At 63.8% G+C, this 25374-nt stretch carries 23 protein-coding genes; 9 read left to right on the top strand and 14 right to left on the bottom strand.

Going from position 1 to position 25374, the window contains the following annotated elements; translation table 11 throughout:
- Nucleotide 1 precedes the first annotated feature (1 nt).
- From AB4Z44_RS10640 to AB4Z44_RS10620, 5 genes are all read right to left on the bottom strand, one after another.
- A complete protein-coding gene (locus AB4Z44_RS10640; RefSeq protein WP_404714004.1) occupies nucleotides 2–988 on the bottom strand; it encodes a bile acid:sodium symporter family protein in 987 nt (328 codons plus the stop codon).
- 154 nt (nucleotides 989–1142) lie between these two features.
- On the bottom strand, nucleotides 1143–1550 hold the full coding sequence (locus tag AB4Z44_RS10635) for a hypothetical protein (protein ID WP_404714003.1): 408 nt from the start codon (nucleotides 1548–1550) through the stop codon (nucleotides 1143–1145).
- A 152-nt stretch (nucleotides 1551–1702) separates the two neighbouring features.
- Nucleotides 1703–2104: a c-type cytochrome gene (locus AB4Z44_RS10630; protein ID WP_404714002.1), complete on the bottom strand. Its 402-nt coding sequence runs from the start codon at nucleotides 2102–2104 to the stop codon at nucleotides 1703–1705.
- Nucleotides 2105–2107: 3 nt separating this feature from the next.
- On the bottom strand, nucleotides 2108–3715 hold the full coding sequence (locus tag AB4Z44_RS10625) for a flavin monoamine oxidase family protein (protein WP_404714001.1): 1608 nt from the start codon (nucleotides 3713–3715) through the stop codon (nucleotides 2108–2110).
- A 159-nt stretch (nucleotides 3716–3874) separates the two neighbouring features.
- Entirely contained in the window at nucleotides 3875–4627 is a 753-nt protein-coding gene (locus tag AB4Z44_RS10620) for a class I SAM-dependent methyltransferase (RefSeq protein ID WP_404714000.1), read from the bottom strand.
- A 205-nt stretch (nucleotides 4628–4832) separates the two neighbouring features.
- Between AB4Z44_RS10620 and AB4Z44_RS10615 the strand changes: the two genes are divergently transcribed.
- The 4 genes from AB4Z44_RS10615 to AB4Z44_RS10600 all read left to right on the top strand — a co-directional run bounded on the left by AB4Z44_RS10615 (nucleotide 4833) and on the right by AB4Z44_RS10600 (nucleotide 10201).
- On the top strand, nucleotides 4833–6314 hold the full coding sequence (locus AB4Z44_RS10615; protein WP_404713999.1) for an esterase-like activity of phytase family protein: 1482 nt from the start codon (nucleotides 4833–4835) through the stop codon (nucleotides 6312–6314).
- A 99-nt stretch (nucleotides 6315–6413) separates the two neighbouring features.
- Complete coding sequence (locus AB4Z44_RS10610) at nucleotides 6414–7997, top strand: peptide chain release factor 3 (RefSeq protein ID WP_404713998.1); 1584 nt, start codon at nucleotides 6414–6416, stop codon at nucleotides 7995–7997.
- An 88-nt stretch (nucleotides 7998–8085) separates the two neighbouring features.
- On the top strand, nucleotides 8086–9675 hold the full coding sequence (locus AB4Z44_RS10605; protein WP_404713997.1) for a serine hydrolase: 1590 nt from the start codon (nucleotides 8086–8088) through the stop codon (nucleotides 9673–9675).
- Nucleotides 9676–9805: 130 nt separating this feature from the next.
- Nucleotides 9806–10201 (top strand): hypothetical protein, encoded by a 396-nt coding sequence (locus AB4Z44_RS10600; RefSeq protein WP_404713996.1) that lies wholly within the window; start codon nucleotides 9806–9808, stop codon nucleotides 10199–10201.
- Between the two features lie 42 nt (nucleotides 10202–10243).
- Here the strand turns inward: AB4Z44_RS10600 and AB4Z44_RS10595 are convergent, their stop codons facing one another.
- The 3 genes from AB4Z44_RS10595 to ychF form a co-directional block, all read right to left on the bottom strand.
- Entirely contained in the window at nucleotides 10244–10708 is a 465-nt protein-coding gene (locus AB4Z44_RS10595; RefSeq protein ID WP_404713995.1) for a MaoC family dehydratase, read from the bottom strand.
- Nucleotides 10705–11871, bottom strand: a complete 1167-nt coding sequence (locus tag AB4Z44_RS10590) for an ectonucleotide pyrophosphatase/phosphodiesterase (protein ID WP_404713994.1) — start codon at nucleotides 11869–11871, stop codon at nucleotides 10705–10707. The genes AB4Z44_RS10595 and AB4Z44_RS10590 overlap by 4 nt, the downstream gene beginning before the upstream one ends.
- 80 nt (nucleotides 11872–11951) lie before the next feature.
- A complete protein-coding gene (gene ychF / locus AB4Z44_RS10585) occupies nucleotides 11952–13049 on the bottom strand; it encodes a redox-regulated ATPase YchF (RefSeq protein ID WP_404713993.1) in 1098 nt (365 codons plus the stop codon).
- Between the two features lie 271 nt (nucleotides 13050–13320).
- Here ychF and AB4Z44_RS10580 point away from each other — a divergent pair, with 271 nt between their 5' ends.
- Nucleotides 13321–13902: a hypothetical protein gene (locus AB4Z44_RS10580; RefSeq protein WP_404713992.1), complete on the top strand. Its 582-nt coding sequence runs from the start codon at nucleotides 13321–13323 to the stop codon at nucleotides 13900–13902.
- A 35-nt stretch (nucleotides 13903–13937) separates the two neighbouring features.
- Here the strand turns inward: AB4Z44_RS10580 and pth are convergent, their stop codons facing one another.
- From pth to AB4Z44_RS10565, 3 genes are all read right to left on the bottom strand, one after another.
- Entirely contained in the window at nucleotides 13938–14507 is a 570-nt protein-coding gene (gene pth, locus AB4Z44_RS10575; RefSeq protein ID WP_404713991.1) for an aminoacyl-tRNA hydrolase, read from the bottom strand.
- A 56-nt stretch (nucleotides 14508–14563) separates the two neighbouring features.
- Nucleotides 14564–15178: a 50S ribosomal protein L25/general stress protein Ctc gene (locus tag AB4Z44_RS10570; RefSeq protein WP_404713990.1), complete on the bottom strand. Its 615-nt coding sequence runs from the start codon at nucleotides 15176–15178 to the stop codon at nucleotides 14564–14566.
- Nucleotides 15179–15325: 147 nt separating this feature from the next.
- Nucleotides 15326–15892 carry an outer membrane protein gene (locus AB4Z44_RS10565; RefSeq protein WP_404713989.1) on the bottom strand — a complete coding sequence of 189 codons (567 nt, stop codon included), beginning with the start codon at nucleotides 15890–15892 and terminating at the stop codon, nucleotides 15326–15328.
- Nucleotides 15893–16164: 272 nt separating this feature from the next.
- Here AB4Z44_RS10565 and AB4Z44_RS10560 point away from each other — a divergent pair, with 272 nt between their 5' ends.
- A complete protein-coding gene (locus tag AB4Z44_RS10560) occupies nucleotides 16165–16641 on the top strand; it encodes an SRPBCC family protein (protein ID WP_404713988.1) in 477 nt (158 codons plus the stop codon).
- A 30-nt stretch (nucleotides 16642–16671) separates the two neighbouring features.
- Here the strand turns inward: AB4Z44_RS10560 and AB4Z44_RS10555 are convergent, their stop codons facing one another.
- On the bottom strand, nucleotides 16672–17538 hold the full coding sequence (locus AB4Z44_RS10555; protein WP_404713987.1) for a TraB/GumN family protein: 867 nt from the start codon (nucleotides 17536–17538) through the stop codon (nucleotides 16672–16674).
- A gap of 137 nt (nucleotides 17539–17675) precedes the next feature.
- Between AB4Z44_RS10555 and AB4Z44_RS10550 the strand changes: the two genes are divergently transcribed.
- From AB4Z44_RS10550 to ppdK, 3 genes are all read left to right on the top strand, one after another.
- Complete coding sequence (locus AB4Z44_RS10550) at nucleotides 17676–18530, top strand: glycine--tRNA ligase subunit alpha (RefSeq protein ID WP_404714211.1); 855 nt, start codon at nucleotides 17676–17678, stop codon at nucleotides 18528–18530.
- 100 nt (nucleotides 18531–18630) lie between these two features.
- The gene (glyS, locus tag AB4Z44_RS10545) at nucleotides 18631–20703 is read left to right on the top strand and encodes a glycine--tRNA ligase subunit beta (RefSeq protein WP_404713986.1); all 2073 of its coding nucleotides are present in this window, start codon (nucleotides 18631–18633) and stop codon (nucleotides 20701–20703) included.
- Between the two features lie 114 nt (nucleotides 20704–20817).
- Complete coding sequence (ppdK, locus tag AB4Z44_RS10540; RefSeq protein ID WP_404713985.1) at nucleotides 20818–23505, top strand: pyruvate, phosphate dikinase; 2688 nt, start codon at nucleotides 20818–20820, stop codon at nucleotides 23503–23505.
- A gap of 125 nt (nucleotides 23506–23630) precedes the next feature.
- On the opposite strand, the gene AB4Z44_RS10535 is transcribed toward ppdK, so the two are convergent.
- Both AB4Z44_RS10535 and AB4Z44_RS10530 read right to left on the bottom strand, forming a co-directional pair.
- Complete coding sequence (locus AB4Z44_RS10535; protein WP_404713984.1) at nucleotides 23631–24143, bottom strand: hypothetical protein; 513 nt, start codon at nucleotides 24141–24143, stop codon at nucleotides 23631–23633.
- Between the two features lie 246 nt (nucleotides 24144–24389).
- Entirely contained in the window at nucleotides 24390–25370 is a 981-nt protein-coding gene (locus AB4Z44_RS10530) for a type II secretion system F family protein (protein WP_404713983.1), read from the bottom strand.
- Between the last annotated feature and the right edge of the window lie 4 nt (nucleotides 25371–25374).

Below are 25374 nucleotides of genomic sequence, written 5' to 3'. Positions count from 1 at the left end.
CTCAGGCGGGCTGCGCCGCCTTTTCTTCCTGTTCGAGTTTGGTGGCATAACGCCGCGCGATGAACGCGCATGCCATAAGCTGCATCTGGTGGAATAGCATGAGCGGAAGCAAGATTACGCCCGCTGCCGGCCCCGGAAACAACACTTTCGCCATAGGCACGCCCTGGACCAGGCTTTTCTTGGTGCCGCAGAATTGGATGGCGATGCGATCCTCGCGATCGAAGCCGAGTGCGCGGCCCGCCGCCCAGGTACCGGTCAAGGCTATCGCCAGCAGCACGCCATCGACCACGAACAGAAGCGCGAAGCTGATCGGGGGCAATTTGTGCCACAACCCTTCCAGCACCGCCGCCGAGAAGGCGCCATAGACCGCGATCAGGATGGTCGATCGATCGGTGTAGCCGATGATCTGCTTGTTGCGATTGACGAAGCCCGCGATCCACGGGCGCAGCAAATGCCCCGCCATGAACGGCACGAAGATCTGCAGCGCGACCTTGCCGATCCCTTCGATCCCGCCCGCGCCGCCATGCGATCCGGCGAGGAGGCCCATCAGCATCGGGGTCAGCACGATCCCGAGCATCTGGCTGGCCGATGCCGATGCGATCGCGGCGGGCACGTTGCCGCGCGCCATCGAGACGAAGGCGATCGCCGACTGGACGGTCGAGGGAAGCGCGCAGACGAACAGGATGCCAGTCCAGAGATCGGGCGGCAGCAGGGTCGGGAAGGCCTTCATCCCCGCGAGGCCGAGCAGCGGGAAGAAGACGAAGGTGCTGAGCAGGATGGTGAGATGCAGCCGCCAATGCATCAGCCCGGCGACGACCTGTTCGCGCGGCAGCTTGGCGCCGTGGAAGAAGAAGAGCGCGACGACCGTCGCGGTCGAGAGCCAGCCCACGACGACGGCGAAGCCGCCCTGCGCCGGCAGGAAGGTCGCCAGCAGGACGGTGCCGACGAGCATGAGCAGGAAATTGTCGGGGAGCAGGCGGCGCAGCATGCGGTGGCTTTGGCAGGGGCGGCGCGCGAAGAAAAGGGCGCTGCGCGCAATCATACTTGTCCGGTCGTAACGCCGGCATCGCAAGAGGCCCCGCCGCTCGGGTTGAGCGGCGGGGCGTTTCGGTCGTTATGGCCGTCCCTTGCGGGATCAGGCTTTAGCGGCGCCAGCCGTCATCGTCCCGACGGTCGCGGCGGTCCCAATGTTCGCGATGGCCCCGGCCGTCGCGCCAATGATCGCGGCCCCAATCGCGGCCATGATCATAGCCATAGCCCCGGCCGTAATCGTAGCCATAAGACGAATAGCCGTAAGGCTGCGCATAGCCATAGCTGTAAGACGGCGCATAATAGCCCGACGGGTAATCGCTGTAATAATAGCCGCTCTGATCATAGCCGCGATCGTAACCGCGATGATCGGAGGCGAGCGCCGCGCCGACGCCAAGGCCGATAATGCCTGCTGCGACTGCTACACCCGTATGATCTCGGGCCTGAGCCGGCTGAACGACAGCTAAAGATGTGGCGGCCAAAGCCGACGCGGCAATGATGGTCTTGAACACGCTACGCATGATACTCTCCAACAGCCAACCGATCGTGGCTTATTGAGAGTTCTATGCGATTCGTACTGAATGAAGTTGGAATGCACTTAGCAGCATGCGTTCATACAATATTTCGATTTTTGAAGCATTTTATCGAATGCGACCGTGGCGAACTTTAAGCGTCAGTGGCCTTCGAATTGCGCCACGTCCTCGGTCCTGACTCCATCCCTATAGTCGTTCCCGAAATGGGTGCGGACATAGTTGACGACGTTGGCGATCTGCGGCGGCTTCAGCAGATCCCGGAACGAGGGCATTGCCCCCCGGCCGTTCGCCACCATCATGACGGGATAGGCCGAAACCGCGAGATTGGGATTCTTCGCGAGCGCGGGGATCGTGGCGGCGCCGGTCCCGCCTTTGGCGTCGGCCATGTGGCAGGCCTGACACACCGCCTTATAGACTTCCTCGCCGGACACGGGTGGCTTGGATTTGAAGCCGCCAGGGCCGGGTTCGTCGGCGGAGGCGGGCGCGCCGATCAGGATCAGGGCAACGGCGGGAAGCGCGATGCGGATATGCTTGGCGATCATGGGTCAGGCCTCGGAAGCGCGCTTGTGGAGACGGGTGATGGCGTCGATCGACGAGAGCAAGGCACCCTCCATCCAGCAGCCGACATAGGACGCATGCTCGCCGGCCAGCACGATGCGGTCGTTGACCGCGACGAGGTTCTGGTAATGCGCCTTGCGCGCCTCCTCGCTCCAGCGTGCACAGCAACCCAATGTCCACGGCACGCGGCTCCACGCGACCGAGGCGCCCGATAGGAATTCCTTGCGGTATGATTCGGGGTGGAACACCGCTCCCTGCGCCAGGGCGGCCTCGATCCGCTCGTCGGGCGTCATGCCGGCGAGGCGATAGGCACCGAGTCCGTTCGCGAAAGCGCCGAGCAGAACCGCCGGCCCGTCCTTGAAGAAATTATAATTGGGGTAGGAAATCAGCGCGATATCCTGGCTGGTGAAGCTGTGCCCACCGTAGATGGCGGCATCCTCCTCCCAGAAGCGGCGCTTCATCTCGAGCCCCATCTTCACCTGGCCCGAATAGGGTACGGCGCTGATCGCCTCGCGCATTTCGGGGGAGACGTTGATGTCGATCTGATTGAGGATGCCCAGCGGGATCGTGCAGACGACATAATCGGCATGCCCGCTCTTCACCGTGCCGCTGCTGTTCATGTCCGAATAGGTGACGGTGACGCCCTTCTTGTCCTGCCGGATCCTGGTCACCTTGGCGCCGTAGTTGAGCATCGGCTCGACCTGCCGGGCGAAGGCCTTGCCGATCATGCCCATGCCGCCCACCGGCTGGAACATCGTCGTCTGCATCTCATCGTTCATGAAGAAGGCGATGTTCGTCCAGATACGCGAGTTGAGAATGTCGTCGAGCTTGAATGGCTCGGACGGGATTGGCGCGCCGTTGACCCCGCCACCGGGCGGACGATCATAGCCCCGATGGCCGGACGATTTGAGACCCTTCACATAGCGCATGTCCTTGTCGAGCATGCCCCAGTCGCGCAGCGCTTCCTTTAGCCGGTCGCGATCTTCCGCGGTCAATTGAGCATCGAGTGCCTTCTGGTCGATTGCCTTGCCGAGCAATTCGGCGACGTTGCCCTCGAAATCGGCGGCGAGGGCCTTGAAGCGCTGCGGCTTGCCGCCGAAGGCATCGACATTGTGGGCGTAGGCGTTGTGGTTGAACTGGATGAACGGCTCGAGCGCGACCCCGAACGCCTTGCAATAATGGAGCAAGGTGCGGTGATGATGCGGGATGCGCCACGGGCCGGGGTTGAGGTAATTCCCTGGCGCGAACTTCACATGCTGGGTGGCGCCACCGAGTTCGGTATAGGTATCGCCGCCGTAGAGCGACCAGTTCCGCCCGCCCGCACGGTTCTGATATTCGAGGATCTTGACCGCATAGCCCGCCTTGTTGAGCTCATAAGCGGCCAGCATGCCCGCCAGGCCTGCGCCGAGCACGATCACCGAAGCGCCGGGTTTGGCTCCGGAAAGTTTGGGCGGGCCGGCAAATTGGGTTTCGGCGGCATGCGCCATGCTCGTCATGGCCTGGTAGAGCGCGGCGGTGCCGCCCAACATGCCGATCCGCGTCAGCAATTGCCGTCGCGTCGTTCCCCCGAGATCCTGGCCGCTGTCCGTCCCCACGAAGCTCTCCCCCTTGCCCTTGAGCCGCAGTGCATGCTGCAACGCGGTAGACAGCAGGGCAAGGGGCAGGGCGGGAAAGATTGCTGCGTTGCAAAATTGACACGCGTCCTAAATCGCGCGCTCCCGTCGCGCGGTCCCTGAGCCGGGATCAGGCAAAATCTACGCGTACGGCTTCTTGAACTTGTAGATGAACTGATCGGTATGGCCGCGGATCGCTTTGTCGAACACGTTCTTCGTCTTGTCGTCCGCCGGATTGGCAAGGAGCTTGCTCTCGCCGACGAACTTGAAGCCCGCCGCCTCGACCTGCCGCTTCACGATCGCCGGATCGATGCGGTGGAGGGTATCGGTGTCGCGCATGCCGCTGCCGGCGGTGGCAGCATGATCGACGATCAGGAAGATGCCGCCGGGCTTCAGCGCCGCGAACGCCGCGCGGTTGAGCACCGCCGGATCGATATGACCCATGAACTTGTCGGGATAATCGTGATAATTCTGCGCGGTGAAGATCAAATCGACCTTCTCCGGCACGGATAGGGCCGTGCCCGGCTGCTGCGCGATGCTGACATTGGGGTAGAGGTCGGCGACCTGCTTGTACGGCGCGACCTCCTCGCCATCGACCTTCACATATTCGTCGGGCCAGATCGCATAGACATGCCCCTTGGGGCCGACCGCGCCGGCGAGAAGGCGTGTCCAATAGCCGCCGCCCGGAATCAGATCGACCACCTTTGCGCCCGGCTTGACGTCGGCGAACGCGACGATCTCCGGACCATGGCGGGCGACGTCGCTCCTGGCACTTTCGGCGCGCTTCGGATCGGCCGCCGACGCGGCGATATTGGGGGGCAGGGGGGCGGCGATGGCGGTGCTGGCGGCAAGGCCGATCAAGGTGGTGACCAACAGGATGCGGATGCGTTTCATGGGCGAAGATCCTCCCTCATTTCGATTGGCGCAGCGCAGCCGATTGCTTGTCGGCGCGTCACCCGAATTCGGCAAGCGCCCAACAGACTTCGACAAGCGACGAAACGAACGGCGCGGCGGACGCGCTATCGGGCTGACGCCAAACCGTCATACCACGAGGTTAACGAGATATTTATCAAATCGATCGTTGCCTTGAGGGGATAAGATGCGTCGTCTGTTCACGAGCCTGTTACTCGCATCCGTCGCCTTCGCCGCGCCGGCCGGTGCCACCGTTGCGTTGATCGCCAAGGGAGTCATCAACAGCGCCACCGATCTGTCCGGCCTTACAGGAACACTCGAAAACGGCCTGCCCGCCAATATTCTGGGCGGCATCGGATCGGGCCTTACCTATGCCGGCGGCAATACCTTCATCGCAGTGCCCGATCGCGGACCGAATGCCACGCCTTACAATTCCAAAGTCGACGATACCGTCTCCTATATCAGCCGGTTCCAGACGCTGACGATGGATCTGAGCGCGACCGCCACCGGTGGGTTGCCCTTCACGCTGACCCCGACGCTGACCAAGACCACGCTGCTGTCGAGTTCGACGCCGCTGGCTTACGGCACTGGTGCGGGGCTCGGGAACCGCGCCAATGGTCAGCCGCTCGGCTCGGGCGCGCCGAGCCAGAACAGCGCCGGTACCTATTATTTCACCGGCCGGTCCGACAATTTCGCACCCGGCCTTTCGACCGACGCGGCGAACGCGCGCTTCGATCCCGAATCGGTGCGCTTGTCCAACGACGGCAAGACCGTCTTCATCTCCGACGAATACGGCCCATATGTGCGGGAGTTCGATCGTGCGACCGGCAAGCTGGTCAAGACCTTTGCCGTGCCGACCGATCTGGCCGTGACCAATCAGTCGCCGGTCGGCAATACCGAGATTGCCGGCAACACGACCGGTCGCGTCGCCAACAAAGGCATGGAGGGGCTGGCGCTCACCCCCGACGGCAAGACGTTGGTCGGTATCATGCAGGCTGCGGTGGAACAGGATGCGTCGGTCTCCGCCACATCCAAGATGGTTCGAATCGTGACGATCGATGTCGCGACGGGCACGACGCACGAATATGGGTACAACCTCACCAGCGGTTCGGGCGTGAGCGACATCGTCGCGATCAACGACCATCAGTTCCTGGTCGACGAGCGCGACGGCAAGGGCCTGGGCGACGGCACGAAGGCATCGGTCAAACAGCTGTTTCAGATCGACATCACCGGCGCGACCGACATCAAGGGGCTCACGGGCGCGCAGATCGCGGCGCGGACCGGTCCGAACGCCGTTCAGCTCGTCAACAAGGCCAATTCGCCTTTCATCAACGTCGTCACCGCGCTGCTGGGAAATGGCTTCACCACGTCAACCATCCCGGCGAAGATCGAGGGCATCTCGTTCGGCCAGGATGTCGTGCAGAACGGCCAGACGCTCCACACCCTCTATGTCGCCAACGACAATGATTTCGTTCCGGCGACCGCGGGGCCGAACCAGTTTTTCGTGTTCAGCTTCTCGGATGCCGATTTGCCCGGCTATGTCGCGCAGGCGTTCAACGTCTCGGTTCCCGAGCCAGCGAGCTGGGGCATGATGGTTGCGGGCTTTGGCCTGCTCGGCGGCGCGATGCGCCGGCGCAAGGCGATTGGCACTCGGATCACCTTCGGCTGATCTCGACCGACGAGGCACGTTCGCCGGTCGCACGATCGGCGAACGTTGCCGTTCATGGGCATGACGCGGGCGTGATGCTCTGCTAACCGCCACGCCATCATGGCATCTCCCGATATTCCTTCGCGTCGTACCTTTGCGATCATTTCACACCCCGACGCCGGCAAGACGACGCTCACCGAGAAACTCCTCCTGTTCGGCGGTGCGATCCACGCCGCGGGCGAAGTGCGCGCGCGCGGCCAGCAGCGGCGTGCCCGATCGGACTGGATGAAGATCGAGCAGCAGCGCGGCATCTCGGTCACCTCCAGCGTGATGACGTTCGAGCGTGAGGGCGTGGTCTTCAACCTGCTCGATACGCCGGGCCACGAAGACTTTTCCGAAGATACGTATCGTACGCTCACTGCCGTGGATTCGGCGGTGATGGTGATCGATGCGGCGCGCGGCATCGAGGCGCAGACGCGCAAGCTGTTCGAAGTCTGCCGCATGCGCAATGTGCCGATCATCACCTTCGTCAATAAGGTCGATCGCGAGGGGCGAGCGCCCTACGAGCTGCTCGACGAGGTCGCCGATGCGCTGGCGCTCGACGTCACGCCGATGAGCTGGCCGGTCGGCATGGGCGGCACGTTCGAGGGCATCTACGATCTTGCGAAGAATGTGCTGCATCGCCCGGCGCAGGATGCGACCGGCGCCTTCGAAGGCGATAGCGTGCCCGTCGGTGGGCTCGACGATTCCGATCTGGACAATCTTCTTTCCGCCGACGGGGTCGCCCAACTCCGCGAGGAGGCCGAACTGGCGATGGCGGGTTACGGCGCGTTCGACGAAACCGCCTATCGCGCGGGCGATCAGACGCCGGTCTATTTCGGCTCGGCGCTCAAGGATTTCGGGGTCGAGCAATTGATCGATGCATTGGCTGGCTTCGCCCCGTCGCCGCGCCCGCAGCCGGCCGATACGCGTACCGTCCAGCCCGACGAAGCGCAGGTCGCGGGCTTCATCTTCAAGGTGCAGGCGAACATGAACCCGCAGCATCGCGATCGCGTCGCGTTCATGCGGCTGTGCGCGGGGCGCTTCCGGCGCGGTATGAAGCTGGCACAGGTCGGTACCGGCAAGACGATCGCGGTCCATTCGCCCCTGCTGTTCATGGCGCGCGATCGCGAACTCGCCGAGGAGGCTTATCCCGGAGACATCATCGGCATTCCCAATCATGGCACGCTGCGGGTGGGCGACACGCTGACCGAGGGCGAGGCGATCCGCTTCACCGGCATCCCCAATTTCGCGCCCGAAATCCTGCGCCGCGTGCGGCTCGCCGATCCGACCAAGACCAAGCAGCTGCGCAACGCGCTCAACGATATGGCGGAGGAGGGGGTCATGCAGGTCTTCTTCCCGCAGATCGGGTCGAGCTGGGTGGTCGGCGTGGTCGGGCAGCTCCAGCTCGACGTGATGATCTCGCGGTTGCAGGCGGAGTATAAGGTCGATGCGGGGTTCGAACCCTCGCCCTGGGATACGGCGCGCTGGATCACGTCGGACGACGCCAAGCTGCTGGATGGCTTCGTCAGCGAATATCGCGGCGCGATGGCGGCCGATCGTGACGGCGCGCCGGTGTTCATGGCGAAGGATAGCTGGGAGCTCAATTACGTCAGCGGGCGGTTCCCGGCGATCCAGTTCCACGCGACCAAGGAGCGACGCTAAAAGCTCCTCCCCAACACGGGGAAGGGCGTGAAGGCCAACGCTTGCGATAGCGGCGCGCTCCGTTAGTCTCCCCCTAAAGGGGCGAGATATGAGTGGATTAACAACCAGCCGGCGTGGATTCCTGGGGGTGGGCGCTGGCGGTGCAATCCTGGCGGCTTGGCCGGCTTGGGCCCAGGCCACCGATTTCGACGAAGCCGCGATCGACGCGATCGTCCAGCCCTTCCTCGCCCAATTCGGCGTGCCCGGCCTTGCCGTCGCTATCGTGCGGCCCGGCAAGCCCGATTTCGCCAAGGGCTATGGCGTGCGCACGCTCGGCCGGCCGGGTGCGGTCGATGCGCACACGCTGTTCGGCATCGCCTCCAACAGCAAAGCCTTCACCGCCGCCGCGCTCGCCATGCTGGTGGACGAGGGCAAGATCGGCTGGGATGAGCCGGTCATCCGTTACCTTCCCGAATTCAAGATGTACGATCCCGCCGTCACGCAGATGATGACGGTGCGTGATCTGCTGGTCCACCGATCGGGGCTGGGGCTCGGCGCGGGCGATCTGATGCAATTTCCGGAGACCAAGCACAGCTTGTCCGACATCCTCCATGGCCTGCAATATCTGAAGCCCGCACGCGGTTTTCGGGCAGGCTATGCCTATGACAATATCCTTTATCTGGTCGCGGGCATGCTGATCACGAAGATCAGCGGGCTGAGCTGGCAGGATTTCGTCTCCGCTCGTCTGCTGCGTCCGTTGGGCATGGACGAAAGCGTGTCGACACGTTCGCTGATCAGGACCGCCAACGTCGCCGGCCGCCATGCGCGCCTCGGACCACCGTTGCGCGGCATGGGGCCGGTACGCGTGGTGCAGCCCGACGAGCAGGACAAGATCGCTGCGGCGGGCGGCATCAATGCCAGCGCGCACGACATCACCCGCTGGTTCCACGCCCAGCTGGCGCAAGGCAAGCTATCCGACGGCAAACGCCTGTGGAGCGCGGTGCAGGCGAAGGAGATGTGGACCCCGCAGACCATCACCGGGAACAGCGACGGGCCCACCGCCGATCAGCCGCAGCGCCCTGTGTTGCAGGCTTATGCGCTCGGCTGGTTCGTTCAGGATTATCGCGGCCACCGGCTGATATCGCATTCGGGCGGCCTGGTGGGGCAGGTGACCCAGCAGGCTCTGTTGCCCGATCTCGGTTGTGGGCTGGCGGTCTATACCAATACCGAGGATGGCGCAGCCTCGGTCGGGTTGCGCAATGCCTTGCTGGATCGGCTCGTCGCCGCGCCGCCGTTCGACTGGGTCGGTTGGACGCAGACGCGCATCGCCAAGTCCGAGAAGGAGGCGATGGAGACGACCGGGGGTGGAGCGCCAAAGCCCGTGCTCGGCGGCCCATCCTTGCCGCTGGACGCTTATGCCGGCCGCTATCGCAATTCCTGGTACGGCGACATCGTCGTCGGCCGCAAAGCGCAGGGGCTAACGATCGATTTCACCCGCACGCCTGCTTTCAGGAGCAGACTCGAGCCGTGGGGTCAGGACATGTTCCGGACGCGATTCGCCGACGGCGTCGGGGAAGATGCGGTGGTGATGTTCGCAGTGGCGAACGGCAAGGTGACCGGGATCACGATGAAGCCGCTCTCCCCGTTGGCCGACTTCAGCTTCGATTTTCAGGATCTCGTTTTCGTTCCAACAAGTTAGCATTGCTCGTTCAGTCGATAGAAAGAAACGATAAGGGTTTGGAAGCTTAACTGAAGTTGCACGAGGCATTCAGCACTGGGGCAGTAGGCCTGTTTTATAAAGGGTCATCGAATGCAACAGGAGAGCTGAGATGAAGAGCAAGATCATGATCGCCGCGATTGCTGCCGCCGTGGCAACGCCGATGGTGGCATCGGCCCCGGCCGAGGCGCAGCGTTATTCGGATAAGTATTATTACGGTGATTATCAGCGCAGCCAGTATGATCGCGCTTACGATAACGGCTATAATCGCCCTTATCATAACGATTACCGCCAGTATCGCGGCCGCGACGTGCGTTATTCTCAGGATTGCCGCCGTTCGAGCGGCACGACAGGGCTGCTCGCGGGCGGTGCCGGCGGGGCGCTGATCGGCAACGCGCTCGGTGGCGGCACGCTCGGCACCCTGCTCGGGGCGGTCGGTGGTGGCCTGCTCGGCAAGCACCTCGACAAGCAGCACGACGCCGAACAGAATTATCGCAACGGTTGCTGAGCGGATCTTACGCCCTCTCCCTCTTGGGGGAGGGCGTTCAGGCTAATTCGTTTTCACCGGCCGACGGGCCACCATCACCACGCTGGTCTGGCGCATCACGGGCTCGTCATCCTGGTTGAACACCGTCAGCCGGGATTTGACGATTCCCCGATCCGGTTTGGACCGCGAAGGCCTGGTCTCGATGACCTCCAGATCGCAACGGAGCGTATCGCCCGGATAGACCGGGGTCAGCCACGCCAGATCTTCGATTCCCGCACCGCCGAGGATCGATCGCCCGCCGATCCCGGCCCAATGGTCAGCCGTCATTCGCATCGCCATCGCGGCAGTATGCCAGCCGCTTGCCGCCAGCCGCCCGAACACCGGGTTTGCGGCGGCGGCTGCATCGTCGAGGTGGAAGGGCTGCGGATCATATTTCCGCGCGAAATCGAGCACCTCCTCACGCTTGACCCGCTTCGATCCGTAGCGGTCGATCCGGCCGACCGTCATGTCGTCGAACCACAATGTCATGGCCGACGCACGCCGTTGAACGGCGCGTCGCTGCCGTCGATATCGGGCCTGGGCGGCAGGCCGATCAGGTCGCGCAGCAGTGGATAGATATCGACGCTGTCGAACGTCGGGATCCGCTTGTCCGCCGCAAAGGCGGGGCCGTTGGCGATGAACAAAGCCAGCATACCGGGTTCCCGATTGTCGTAACCATGGCTGCCGAGATCGACCCCCTTAGCGGGGACCTTGCCGAGCAGCAGCCAGCCGGGTTCGGCCAGACAGACGAACGCCGCGACGCGCGGATTGTGGCCGAAGCGGAGGTGCGCGGGCAGGTCCTCCTTGCGCATGCAGCGATAATGCGGATGCGGCGCGAGCAATTTCGCCGCCAGGGTCGCCTCGCGTCCCGGGGTCGGCGCGATCATCGCCGAGGGCCCTTCGTCGACGACGTGGTAATCGGCTGGATCGGCGATCTGGTCGATCATGATCACGCGTGATGGATCGGTCGCGATCATGCCGTGATCGGCGACGATCACGAGGTTAGCGGGTTGCTCAAGCGCGGCTAGCTCGGCTCGTAGATGAGCCATCGCGCCATCCACCTGCATCAGCGCAGCCGTCAACTCGGGGCTGTCCGGACCGTAGCGATGGCCCTGCGTGTCGACCTCGTCGAAATAAAGTGTCAGGAAGCGCGGCCGGGTCGCTGCCGGGCGGCGCAGCAGATCGATCGCGGCATCAACGCGCTGGCGGCCGCTCACATCCATATCATAATGCTGCCAGGTGCTCGCCCATGTGCCCTGGATCTTCACGTCCGATCCCGGCCAGAAGAGCGGCGCGCTCGGGATACCGGCTTTCTCCGCCGCAACCCAGATCGGCTCGGCCTGATCCCACCAGAAACTGTCCTTGTGCGCCGCCATCGTGAACATCAGGCCGGGATGCGCCGGATCCTCGAAGCGGTTGCCGACGATGCCGTGCCGATCGGGATGCAGACCGGTCACGATCGCATAATGGCTGGCATAGGTCTTGGTCGGGAAGGACGGCCGCATCGGACCGGTGACTCCGCCGCGGGCCAGCGCGCTCAGGGGCGAGGTCAGGCCACGGTCGAGGTAATCGGCGCGGAAACCGTCGATCGAAACGAGGATGGTGACCGGCTTGCGGCGATCCTGATCTGCGTTCGTGGCGCGTGCCGCCATGCTAACTCCCATCAGGCAGCACAGCCCGATTACGGCCATCGGCCATGCTGTCCGCATCCATGCCTCTCGGGAAATCCGCTTCAGACGTTGAAGCGGAACAGCATCACATCGCCGTCGCGCACCATATAGTCTTTTCCTTCGGAGCGCAATTTGCCTGCATCGCGCGCGCCGGCCTCACCCTTGTAGGTCACATAATCCTCATAGCCGATCGTTTCGGCGCGGATGAAGCCGCGTTCGAAATCGCTGTGAATTGCGCCTGCCGCCTGCGGGGCTTTGGAACCCTTGGGGATCGTCCAGGCGCGCGTCTCCTTGGGTCCGCAGGTGAAGAAGGTGAGGAGGTGGAGGAGTTCGTACCCCGCGACGATCACGCGCGCGAGCCCGGTTTCGGTAAGGCCCAGATCCGACAGGAATTCGGCACGGTCGGCCGGGTCGAGCGTCACGATCTCGGCCTCGATCTCGGCTGAAACCACGACCGCCTGCGCGCCCTCGGCCTTGGCCTTCTCGAACACCCGGGCCGATAGCGCATTGCCCTCGGCGGCGGCGCTTTCGTCGACGTTGCAGACATAGAGCACCGGCTTGGCGGTCAGCAATTGCGCCTGATCGAACAAACGCTTTTCATCGTCATCCTTAGGCTGGGTGAGCCGCGCCGGCTTGCCCTCGCGCAACAGATCGAGCGCCTGGCCGAGCACGCTGGCGCCGGTCTTGGCCTCCTTGTCGCCCTGCTGGCCCTTCTTGACGAGGTTGGGAACGCGCTTCTCAAGGCTTTCGAGATCGGCGAGCATCAGCTCGGTTTCGACGGTCTCGGCATCGGCGATCGGATCGACCTTGCCCTCGACGTGCGTCACCTCGCCTTCGAAGCAGCGCAGCACGTGGATGATCGCGTCGCATTCGCGGATATTGCCGAGGAACTGGTTGCCCAGCCCTTCCCCCTTCGACGCGCCGCGCACCAGCCCGGCAATGTCGACGAAGGCGAGCTGGGTCTCGATCTTCTTGGCCGATCCCGCGACCGCGGCGAGCGCATCCAGCCGCGGATCCGGCACCGCGACCTGTCCCACATTGGGCTCGATCGTGCAGAAGGGGTAATTGGCCGCCTGCGCAGCCGCCGTTTCGGTCAGCGCGTTGAAAAGCGTGGACTTGCCGACATTGGGCAGGCCGACGATGCCGCAACGAAAACCCATGATATTCCTTCGATATTGATCGCGCGACCGGCGCGCACGGCGAGCGCCTTAAGCCGGGGATTTGCTCAAGACCAGCGCCGGATTCGTTCCTCGGTTCGACGCCGATTTAGGGCGTCTCGTCGGATATCCTTTAAGATACGTAGTTTTACGGGTGGTGGAACCGACAAGCTGCAACGTCTTCCTTGCAACAGCCTGGGCGCGGGGGCGCGCTCAGGTTGCATAACAGGGGATTGTAATGCGGGCATGGCAACTCGCGGCCCTTACGGCTGCGATGATGACGACGCATGTGGTGCCGGCGGCTGCAGAGACGCTGGTGCCCGCCGGGTTGGACGGTGGCGCGGACACGGGGGGTGTCCTTGGTGTAACTGGCCAACCCGGCACACTCTTTTCGAGAATGCATGTGCGGATCAGCGATCTGTCGCCGGTGGCGTTCTTTAACGGCCAGTCCATCAGCGCGAAGCCGCATCTTCGTCGCGTCGGGCGGATGATCGATTTCTATCCCGAAGCCGATAACGGGCTGCATTTTTCGGCCGGCATGCATGTGTTGGTTCGCCGCGGGAAAAATACTTTTTCGCCCGATCGCGACGCATCGGTGACGGCGCTGATCTATGCGCCGGCCATGATCAGCCGATTGACGCCGCGGAACAACATCAACCGGGTGGCGCCAGCCGCAACCGCGGGCTGGACGACGCATCTTACGAAAATGGCGATGGTCGGGCTCGAGGCGGGCGTGTTGATGCAGCATGGCGGCGCGGATCGCACCGCCTTCGCCATTGCACAGCCCATGATTCGGGCCGCGGCCTGGTCGCGGATCAACCCGGTGGCGCAGGCGTCGTTCGCACTGAAATTCTGAGGTCAGCGGACTCTCTTCCTTTTTGGGAAAGGGCTTTAATCCTGCATCCTGAGCGCGACATCGTTCATGAAGCGCGTCTCGTCGCCTGCCGCGAGCGAAGGCGCCTCGGCGCCGATCGCGCCGAGCAGGTCGGTGAGATCGTCCATCTCCGCTTTGGCATAGTTGCCCAGCACATGGCCGGTTACCCGGTCCTTATGGCCGGGATGGCCTATGCCGATCCGCACGCGGCGATACGCCTGTCCGATATGCGCGTCGATCGAGCGTAGGCCGTTATGTCCCGCCGCCCCGCCGCCGGTCTTCACCTTGACCTTGAAAGGAGCGAGATCGAGCTCGTCGTGAAAGACGGTGAGTGCGTCGAGGCCGAGTTTATAGAAACGCATCGCCTCGCCGACCGAGCGGCCGCTGTCATTCATGTAGGTGGCGGGCTTGAGCAGCAGGATGCGCGTCGTGCCGATCCGCCCGGTGGCGGCCCAGCCCTGGAACTGCTTCTTCCAACTCTCGAAATTGTACATGTCGGCGATGATATCGATCGCCATAAAGCCGACATTGTGGCGGTTGAGCGCATACTCCGCGCCCGGATTGCCGAGGCCGACCCAGAGTAGCATGGCATGTGCCCACAGAAAGAACGTCGCCCCCGCCATCGCGGGGGCGACGGATAAGCTTATTCTTCGGTCGCGGCGTCTTCGGCAGCGCCTTCGCTCGACAGCAAAGCCGACGGGGCGACGATCGTGGCGACGGTGAAGTCGTCCTCGGCGTGCGCCACGGTGGCACCCGCCGGGAGCGTCACGGCGCTGATGTGGATCGAGGCACCGACATCGAGGCCTGCGAGCGAGACCGAGATCTCGTCAGGGATTTCGGCGGCGTCGACGATCAGCTCGAGCTCGTGCGCGACGACGTTGAGCACGCCACCGCGCTTGATGCCGGGCGAGTTCTCTTCATCGGTGAACACGACCGGCACGTTGACGTGGACGGTGGTGTGCTCGCCGATGCGCAGGAAATCGACGTGCAGCGGACGATCGGTGACCGGATGGAACTGAACGTCCTTCGGCAGGGTGCGGACAGCCTGGCCGACGCCGTCGATCATCACGACCGAGTTCATGAAATGGCCGTTGGCCATCGCCTTGATCAGCGCCTTCTCCTCGAGGGAGATGGAAAGGGCTTCCTGCTTGTTACCGTATACAACGGCGGGGACGCGGCCTTCACGACGCATGGCACGGGAGGCTCCCTTGCCAGCCCGATCGCGCGTCTGAGCCGAGAGCGTGAGCGTGTCGCTCATGTCTGTTCTCCAGTTCGCATTGAGTTGATAAAAACCGTCAGCCTCCAGGGATGACCTGACGGAAGCGCGCGCCCTTAGCGGAACTGGAGCCGAACGGCAAGGCGGGCCGTCAAGGTCCTCCCCGGCAAGCCGGGGAGGATAAGGGGATCAGAACCTGACGCCGACGCTTCCGTACAGGCGCTGCTGGGTCGTATGGTCATCGTAATTGGAATAGCGATACCCTACCCCCGTATAGAGGTTCTTGGTGAGCGAATATTCCGCGCCGCCGCCAAGCTGATAACCCGACGTGTGGTAGTGATCGTAAAAGGCGCCCGCCCCGGTGCCTGCGGCCCCGCTATAGGCCAGCCGGTGCTCGCTGTTCACATAGCCGCCCAACCCATAGACCAGCACCTTCGGCGTCACGAGATAGCCTGCGCGCACGGCAGCGCCCAGTTCCTGGAACGATTTCTGCGCAACGGTGCCGCCCGCGCCGCCGGGAGTCACATTCTCGGCGCGTCCGCGCCAATAGCTGAACTCGGGCCCAACGACGATCTTGTTGCCGATCAGGCCGTCCCAGCCGACCGCGGCACCATATCCCAATTTGTCGCGATGGGTGCCTTGGCTCTGAAAGCGATCGCCTCCCAACTGGGCCTCGGCACGGAAGCCGATGAAGCTGGTGCCGTTGCTCGCCGCATCGCTATTTGTGTCCTGAGCCTGAACAGCTTGAGAAGCCATTAGACCAGCGCCCATCAGGACGGCGATAGATACAAAACGCATAATAACCTCACAAACATGTTCGCCCCTGTCGGCGGGGTTAAGTCATAAGGGATTGGTGTCGTTCCTCGGCTCGTCTCATAAGATCGATTTTGTTGTATTATGGACACAGCTGAACCCGTTCGTGACGATGGAAATATTTCAAGAAGATGAACGGCGCGTCGTTCCTAAAACGCGCTGGATCGTGCGCACCGCTCCGCTATCTTCGGGTCGACAATCAGAGGGAGAGAGCGATGCGTGGGCTGATGATGGCACTTCTGCTGGGGGCAACTGCGCCGGCATGCGCGGCGGATTATGTGGCGATCGATCTGCACGTCGATGCAAACGTGCCGGCCGACCTCGCATGGGCCAGGATCGGCACCTATTGCGACATCGCCAAATGGGCCAAGATGCCGTGCGAACTGATCGCGGGATCGGGCGGGGTCGGCAGCATCCGTCGTCTGTTGGGCGGCGTGATCGAGGAGCCGATGGTGGCAGGCACCGCGCACTCCTACACTTATGGCCAGACTGTCGGCCCTAACAAGGATATCGATTATCACGGTACGCTCGCGGTCGAGCCGACCGGGGCAGGTACGTCGCGGGTCGATTATACCCTGACCTATGACCAATCGCGCGTCGCGGCGGATAAGCGCGCCGGGATGCGCGACGGGATGGCGCAGCGCTTTCAGGTGTTCATGGCGGCTCTCAAGGCGCAGGCCGAGGGGAAATAAGGAGGGCTTCAACGGGCGGTGAGAGTGCTATCAATCAGCCCGCTCGACCTTCAATCCCTTGGCCCGCAACATCTCGATAAGCGAATCCGGCCCCGCCAGATGGCCCGCGCCGACCGCGACGAAGCTGGTCCCCGGTCGCGCCATCCGCTGTTGAAGCGCCGCCGCCCACGCGGCGTTGCGGTGCCGCACCAGGATCTCGCGCAAGGCGGGCGTGAATTCGGGGTCGTCGGCGAAGGCGCGCGCGATCGCCTTGACGTCGCCCTTGCTCCACGCGCCGACCATCTCGGCGAATTCCGCTTTCGCCTTGGCCGGGCTGTCGAGCGTTGCGATGAGGAAGCTGTCCTGCGCAGCCTGCGGCAGGGCATTGAAGAAGCCGAGTTGCTGTTCGGGCGTCTCGAACCCGTCGACGGGCTCGCTTTTGCCGCGGAAGAAACTGGTGAGTTGGGTCTCGACCCCATCCTGTGCGCCGACCCCGATCTCCTGCATCGCCACGCCCGTCAGGACCACGGCGGCTGCCCAGCTCTTCATCCCGTCTAGCGCCGTGGGCGGCAGCCCGGTGGCTTTGATCAATTGCGCCAGTCGCGCGCGTTTGGCGACTGGCACCCGGTCCGCCAGCGGCGGCAGCCCGTCGCCCTTGCCAAGCGTGTAGAGGATTGTGGCCAGCTTGCCCGGATCCTGATCGATCACCGTCTCCAGGGTGAGCGCATCGGCATGCTCCATCGCCGTCTCGATCGATGGATCGCGCCAGCTATAGCCGGCGGGCAAAGCGTGGATCGTTCCGAACAGCCAGATCGTCGTGTCGGCGTCCGACAGCCTCCACAAAGCGGGATGCGCCTTATGCGGTGCGGGGGCCGCAGCGAGCAGCAGGAGAAGCGGAGCGAGCAGGCGAAGGCGCATTCTCGCTCTCTAGAGAGATTTGTCTGAACGAACAGCTGCCGGTTGACCCCTTAAGCCCGCTGCGCCAAACGCCCTGTCCCCGTCGCAGATGAAAGGTAAGCCCCGTGGGCGCGCCCCAGCCGCTCAGTTTCCAGCGCATGATCCTGACGCTCCATGATTATTGGAGCGCGCAAGGCTGTCTCATCCTGCAGCCTTACGACATGCGCATGGGTGCTGGTACCTTCCACACCGCCACCACCTTGCGCGCGCTCGGCCCCGATCCGTGGAATGCGGCGTTTGTGCAGCCGTCCAGGCGGCCGACCGACGGCCGCTATGGCGAGAACCCCAACCGGCTCCAGCATTATTACCAATATCAGGTGATCATGAAGCCGAGCCCGCCCGATCTGCAGGCGCTCTATCTCGGCTCGCTCGCGGCGATCGGGATCGATTTCACCCGCCACGATATCCGCTTCGTGGAGGACGATTGGGAGAGCCCGACGCTCGGTGCGTGGGGGCTGGGCTGGGAGGTCTGGTGCGACGGGATGGAGGTGAGCCAGTTCACCTACTTCCAGCAGATGGGCGGCTTCGATTGCAAGCCGGTGGCGGGCGAGCTCACCTACGGGCTCGAGCGGCTGGCCATGTATATCCAGAACAAGGACAGCGTGTACGATCTCGCGTTCAACGACGCCGAGGGTAACGCGCCCCAATTCACCTATGGCGACGTCTTCCTCGAGAACGAGAAGCAGATGTCGAAGTGGAATTTCGAGGTGGCCGACACCGACGCCTTGTTCGATCTGTTCCGCAAGGCCGAGGCGGAATGCCAGAATTGCCTCGCGCACGAATTGCCGATCCCGGCTTATGAGCAGGCGATCGAGGCGAGCCACGTCTTCAACCTGCTGAACGCGCGCGGCGTGATCTCGGTGGCCGAGCGGCAGGCCTATATCGGTCGCGTGCGCGATCTGGCGAAGGGATCGTGCCAGGCGTGGATGGAGAAGAATGGGTGGGCGGCGTGATGGCCCTTGCGGATTTGGGCGTGCCCGGGCGGCATACGAACCGTCAGCATGACGGGGTGGGTATAGGCGGTCGCGCTTCCCGTGCCGGGGAGGATTCGCGGTGACCGATTTCCTGCTCGAACTCCGTTCGGAGGAAATTCCGGCGCGCATGCAGGAGCGGGCGCGGGCGGATCTGGAGAAATTGTTCGTTGCCGAGCTGGCGGCCGCCGGGCTCGCCGCGACGCAGATCGTCACTTACGCGACGCCGCGCCGGCTCGCGCTGATCGCTTATGGCCTGCCCGAGCAGACCGAGGCGGTGCGTGAGGAGACCAAGGGGCCGCGTGCCTCGCCGCCGCCGCAGGCGCTCGAAGGCTTCCTGCGCAAGACCGGGCTTACCGCCGATCAATTGGTCGAGCGCGATGGCGTGCTGTTCGCCGTGATCGACAAGCCCGGCCGCGCCACCGCCGATGTGCTGTCTGCCGCGATCCCCGCGATCGTGCGCGCTTTCCCGTGGCCCAAGGCGATGCGCTGGGGTGCGGCCTCAGCTTCGACCGAGAGCCCGCGCTGGGTGCGTCCGCTGCAGGGGGTCGTTGCGATCCTGGGCGAGGATGTGCTGGAGTTCGAGGTCGCCGGTGTCGCCAGCGCCGCCGCGACGGTCGGCCATCGTTTCCACCATCCGGGCATGATCACGATCGGCGGTGCGTCCGATTATGTCGAGAAGCTGCGCGCCTGCCACGTCATCGTCGATGGCGCCGAACGCCGCGCGATCATCGCCGATGGCGCGGTCGCCGCGACCCGCGCGGCCGGGCTCGAACTGGTCGAGGACGAGGGCCTGCTGTTCGAGAATGCCGGCCTCACCGAATGGCCGGTGCCGTTGCCCGGTCGCTTCGACGAGGCGTTCCTCGATGTCCCGCCCGAGGTGATCCAGCTCACCGCGCGCGTGAACCAGAAATATTTCGTCTGCCGCGATAGCGGGGGCAAGCTCGCCAACGCCTTCGTCTGCTGCGCCAATATCGAGGCGGCGGACGGCGGTGCGAAGATCGTCGAGGGCAACCGCAAGGTGCTCGCGGCGCGCCTGTCGGACGCGCGCTTCTTCTACGAGACCGATCTCAGGACGAGCCTCGCCGAGCAGGCGAAGAAGCTCGACAAGATCGTGTTCCACGAGAAGCTCGGCACGGTCGCCGACAAGGTCGCACGCGTGGCGAAGCTGGCCGAATGGCTGGCAGCCGAAGGCATCGTCCCCGGCGCCGATCCTCAGCTTGCGCGGCAGGCGGCGGAACTCAGCAAGGCCGATCTCGTCACCGGCATGGTCGGCGAATTCCCCGAATTGCAGGGGCTGATGGGCGGCTATTATGCGCGCGCCGAGGGGTTGCCCGACGCGGTCGCCGACGCAATCCGCGATCATTACAAGCCGGTCGGGCAGGGGGATGATGTGCCGACTGCGCCGGTAACGGTGGCGGTGAGCCTGGCGGATAAGTTGGATACGATCGCCGCGTTCTTTGCTGTCGGAGAGAAGCCGACCGGTTCCAAGGATCCTTTTGCGTTACGACGCGCAGCGCTGGGCATTGCCAGCTTGATATTGGACAACGGTCTCCGGTTTGCCGCACTTCCCGTACTCCGCAAAGCGGATTTTCCGTTTGCGGAAATGCAACCGGGATCGGCTGCCTCTTTTGAACAAGTGATGGCGTTTCTGATCGACCGCCTCAAGGTGCAACAACGCGAAGCCGGCGTTCGCCACGACCTGATCGACGCCGTGTTTGCGCTCGGCGGTGAGGATGATCTCGTTCGCCTGCTCGCGCGGGTGAAGGCGCTGCAGGCGTTCGTCACGACGGATGACGGCGCCAATCTGCTTGCCGGCTACAAGCGTGCTGCAAATATCCTCAAAAAGGAGGGATTCGAAACGGCTGCCGATCCAGGCAAGACGGCGCTGAGCTACATGCCAGAAGCGGAGGAGGCCGATCTGCTCGCCGCGCTCGAAACCGCCGAGTCGGCGGCGGGTGAGGCGGTTGCGCGGGAGCGGTTCGAGGAGGCGATGGCGGCGCTGGCGACATTGCGGGCGCCGATCGATGCCTTCTTCGACAAGGTGACGGTGAACGATGCGGATCCCGACAAGAGGGCGGCGCGCCTGGCGATGCTCACCCGCGTGCGGGCGGCCTGCAATGGCGTCGCCGACTTCTCGAAAATCGAAGGCTGATCGTCGTCATTCGAAGCCCGATCGTCCCGATCCGGGCCGTAATAACTCGCATTGTTCGGCCCGATCGGGCAAATATCCGCCGCATTGCACAATGCAGTCGGCAAAGGTGACAGGATGGCGAGCGTGCCCGTGAGCTTCGAACAAGAGCGTTACGTCTATCGTTTCGGCGGCGGTGTCTCCGACGGTGGCAAAGGCGACCGTAATCTCCTTGGTGGTAAGGGTGCTAACCTTGCCGAAATGGCGTCGATCGGTCTGCCGGTGCCGCCGGGCTTCACCATTTCGACCGCGATGTGCACGCGTTACTACGAAGAGGGTGCGGTTTTTCCTGTCAGCCTTCGCGAAGAGGTCGCAGCCGGACTTGCGCATATCGAAAAGGTGACCGGTAAGAATTTCGGCGATGCGGCCGATCCTCTGCTCGTCTCGGTGCGCTCGGGCGCGCGCGCGTCGATGCCGGGCATGATGGATACGGTGCTCAACCTCGGCCTCAACGACGAGACGGTCGAGGGGCTGGCGGCGACGTCGGGCGACGCGCGCTTCGCGTGGGACAGCTATCGCCGCTTCATCCAGATGTATTCGGATGTCGTACTCGAACTCGATCATGGCGCGTTCGAGGAAGCGCTCGAGATCGCCAAGGAGGATAACGGCTTTACGCTCGATACCGAGCTTTCGGCCGACGATCTGCGCGCGCTCGTCAAGACCTACAAGGGCCTGGTCGAGGAGCAGTGGAAGAAGCCCTTCCCGCAGGATGTCCACGATCAGCTGTGGGGCGCGGTCGGTGCGGTGTTCGGATCGTGGCAGTCGGATCGCGCGAAGGTCTATCGCCGCCTGCACGACATACCGGCCGATTGGGGCACTGCGGTCAATGTCCAGGCGATGGTGTTCGGCAATATGGGCGATACCTCGGCCACCGGCGTCGCCTTCACGCGCGATCCGTCGACCGGCGAGCATGCTTATTATGGCGAATTCCTGATCAATGCGCAGGGCGAGGATGTCGTCGCCGGCATCCGCACCCCGCAATATCTGACGCTCGCTGCGCGCGAGCGTGCCGGCGCCAAGCCGCTCTCAATGGAAGAGGCTCTGCCCGAAACCTATGCCGAGCTCGCCAAGGTGTTCGATCTGCTCGAGACGCATTATCGCGACATGCAGGACATCGAGTTCACGGTGCAGCAGGGCAAGCTCTGGATGCTCCAGACGCGCTCGGGCAAGCGTACCGCCAAGGCCGCGCTCAAGATCGCGGTCGATATGGCGAACGAAGGCCTGATCACGCAGGACGAGGCCGTCGGTCGCGTCGATCCCTCAGCACTCGATCAGTTGCTACACCCGACGCTTGATCCCAAGGCCCCGCGCGACGTGATCGCCAAGGGCCTGCCCGCCAGTCCGGGCGCGGCATCTGGCAAGGCGGTATTCGATGCCGATAGCGCCGAGAAGCAGGCGGCGGCGGGCGAGGCGGTGATCCTGATCCGCGTCGAGACCAGCCCTGAGGATATTCACGGCATGCATGCCGCTCGCGGTATCCTGACCGCGCGCGGGGGCATGACCAGCCACGCCGCTGTGGTGGCGCGCGGCATGGGGCGTCCGTGCGTCTCGGGCGTCGGCAGTCTTGCGATCGACGCCAAGGCGAAGCTGTTCCGGGTTGCCGGGCGCGAGGTGAAGGAAGGCGACATCGTCACGATCGACGGCTCGACCGGCGAGGTGATGCTGGGCGAGGTCGCCACCGTGCAGCCCGAGCTGGCGGGCGATTTCGGCGTGCTGATGCTGTGGGCCGACGAGGTCCGTCGCCTCAAGGTGCGCGCCAATGCCGAAACCCCGCTCGATTGCCGCACCGCGCGGCGCTTCGGCGCCGAGGGCGTCGGCCTGTGCCGCACCGAGCATATGTTCTTCGATGCCGCACGCATTACCGCCGTGCGCCAGATGATCCTGGCGGAGGACGAGAAGGGGCGCCGCGCCGCGCTCGAGAAACTGCTGCCCGAACAACGCAGCGATTTCGCCGAGATCTTCGAGATCATGGCCGGCCTGCCGGTGACGATCCGTCTGCTCGATCCGCCGCTCCATGAATTCCTGCCACACGAAGATAGCGAGTTCGACGAGGTTGCGGCCGCGACCGGGGTCGGCGTGGAGAAATTGAAGCGCCGCGCGGCCGAACTGCACGAGTTCAACCCGATGCTCGGTCATCGCGGTTGCCGGCTCGGCATCACCTATCCCGAAATCTACGAGATGCAGGCGCGGGCGATCTTCGAGGCGGCGGTCGATGTCGCGGTCAAGACGGGCGAAGCGCCGATCCCCGAGGTGATGGTGCCGCTCGTTGCCACCCGCCGCGAGCTCGAGATCATCAAGGCGCTGATCGATCGCACCGCCGCCGCCGTCTTCGCAGAGAAGGGCAAGACTCTCGAATATCTCGTCGGCACGATGATCGAGCTCCCGCGCGCGGCGCTGAAGGCCGGCGAGATCGCCGAGGTCGGCGAGTTCTTCTCGTTCGGCACCAATGATCTGACGCAGACCGCGCTTGGCGTGTCACGCGATGATGCGGGGCGTTTCCTGGGTGCCTATGTCGAGCAGGGGATCTACGCGAAGGATCCCTTCGTGAGCCTCGATGTCGAGGGCGTCGGCGAGCTGATTTCGATGGCAGCGGAGCGGGGCCGCGCAACGCGGCCCGACATCAAGCTCGGTATCTGCGGCGAACATGGCGGAGATCCGGCGAGCATAGCGTTCTGCGAGAGCATCGGCCTGAACTATGTATCGGCCTCGCCGTATCGCGTGCCGATCGCAAGGTTGGCGGCCGCGCAGGCTGCTCTGAAGTCGTAGGCTCTCTTCCCTTCAGGGAAGAGGAGTAGGGAGAGGGGACGAAGTAGCGGTAAAAACCGCTATATTTCGTGAAAAGGTATGGCCGCAACGCTAACCCCTCCCCTCAAGGGGAGGGCTTAGTCACCTCACCCGAACTTGGCTTTGTGCTCGTCCCCGCGGCCGGCTTCCAGCAATGCCGCCTGCTCGCGCCAGCGTTCCTGCTCGATGTAGCCGGGGTCGGCGCCGAGATTCTGTTCGAGTTCCGCCTCGTCGGCGGGGGATAGCCCGGTAATATCGGTGTAGCGATACAGCCCCTGTGCGTTCAGCCGCCGCTCGCCGCCACGGCCGATGCCGCGGATGATCGAGAGATCGTCGCGGCGCAGGTCGAGCGTTTCGGGCGTCACGACCGGGGTGGCTGCGACCGGCATCACCTTCGTGGCCTGCGCCGCCTCGAGCTCGGCCACACGCGTGTTGGCTTTGGTCAGCGCAGCCTCGTGGTCGCGCTGCTCCTCGATCCGCGCGTCGCGCTCGGCCTCGTAGGCGCGGCGCCACTTGCGAGCGCCACCTGCACGGGAAATCAGGCCAAGCAGCCAGCCGAGCAGCAGGACGAGGAACAGGATGACCCATTCGTTCGTGCCGAAGTGGGCGAATGCCGGCATTATACGCTCTCCAGTCGTTACGTCGGGGCAACGCTTGCTCGCCCGCGCTGTTCCGGTCAACCAGCTAGAGATCATCCGGAAATAATGACCGCTCGCCCGAGTGGCCTTTCAGCAAGCCGGTCGCCCCGAAGGTGGTACTTCGTGGTACCCTTGGCGACGAAGCCGTATCGAAGGATTTCTACCAAGCTATCCCGATACGGTTCGGGGCAGGCTCGAACCTGCTTCACGACCGGATTGTTCAGGCCGTCACGTTTTGAGCATGTTGTCCGAGATCGAGCAGGCCGCCGGCCCCAGAATGACGATGAACAACACCGGCAGGATGAACAGGATCAGCGGCACGGTCATGATCGCGGGCAGGCGCGCGGCCTTCTCTTCGGCCTTCATCATCCGGACGTTGCGGAATTCTGCGGAGAGGACACGCAGCGCGGAGGCGAGCGGGGTGCCGTATTTCTCGGTCTGGATCATGGTCGTGACGACCCCGCGGACTGAATCGAGATCGATCCGCTGCGACAGGTTCTCGAACGCGATGCGGCGTTCGGTCAGGAAGCCCAGTTCGATAGAAGTCAGTGCAAATTCGTCGGCCAGTTCAGGATAGGCCTTGCCGAGCTCGCGCGCGACGCGGCTGAAAGCGGCATCGACGGTCAGGCCGGCCTCGGCGCAGATGACGAGCAGGTCGAGCGCGTCGGGCAGGCCTTTGCGGATCGCAGCGGTGCGCTTGGTGATCTTGTTCTGCACCACCAGATCGGGTGCCTTGTAGCTCAGCACCAGAATCCCGGCGACGAGGCAGTAGCGCTTTATCCCGCCCCAGTCCGGGAACCAGTCGAGCAGATAGACCCCTATGATTACGATGCTGCCCAATACGAGCGGCAGCACCATGCGCGCGAAGATGACGATGATGGCAGCGTCCTTTGATCGGATGCCTGCCTGCATCAGCTTGGTCTGCGCGGTTTTGAGCTGGGTGTCCTGCAGGCCTTTGAAACTCGCCAGGATCGCCCGCATCATGTCGGTATGCTGGCTCGTCTTGGTCAGGCTGGCGCGCTTGCGGGTCGATGCTGTGATTCCCGCCTTCAATTGCTCGCGCCGGTCGTTCAGCGCCTTGACACGCTTCGCCATCGGATCGCGCACCGTCGTTGCGGTATAGATGGCAAACAGCAAGGCGAGCACCGCCGCGGCCGACATCAAGGTCGCGGCGGCGGTCAGGTTGATCCCCATCAGGCCCTCGATCATGTGC

Source organism: Sphingomonas sp. MMS24-J13 (assembly GCF_044905095.1).
In the GTDB taxonomy this organism is placed as follows: domain Bacteria; phylum Pseudomonadota; class Alphaproteobacteria; order Sphingomonadales; family Sphingomonadaceae; genus Sphingomonas_I.
Note: the sequence above shows the minus strand (reverse complement) of the source record. Positions and strands in the feature narration are given on the sequence as shown.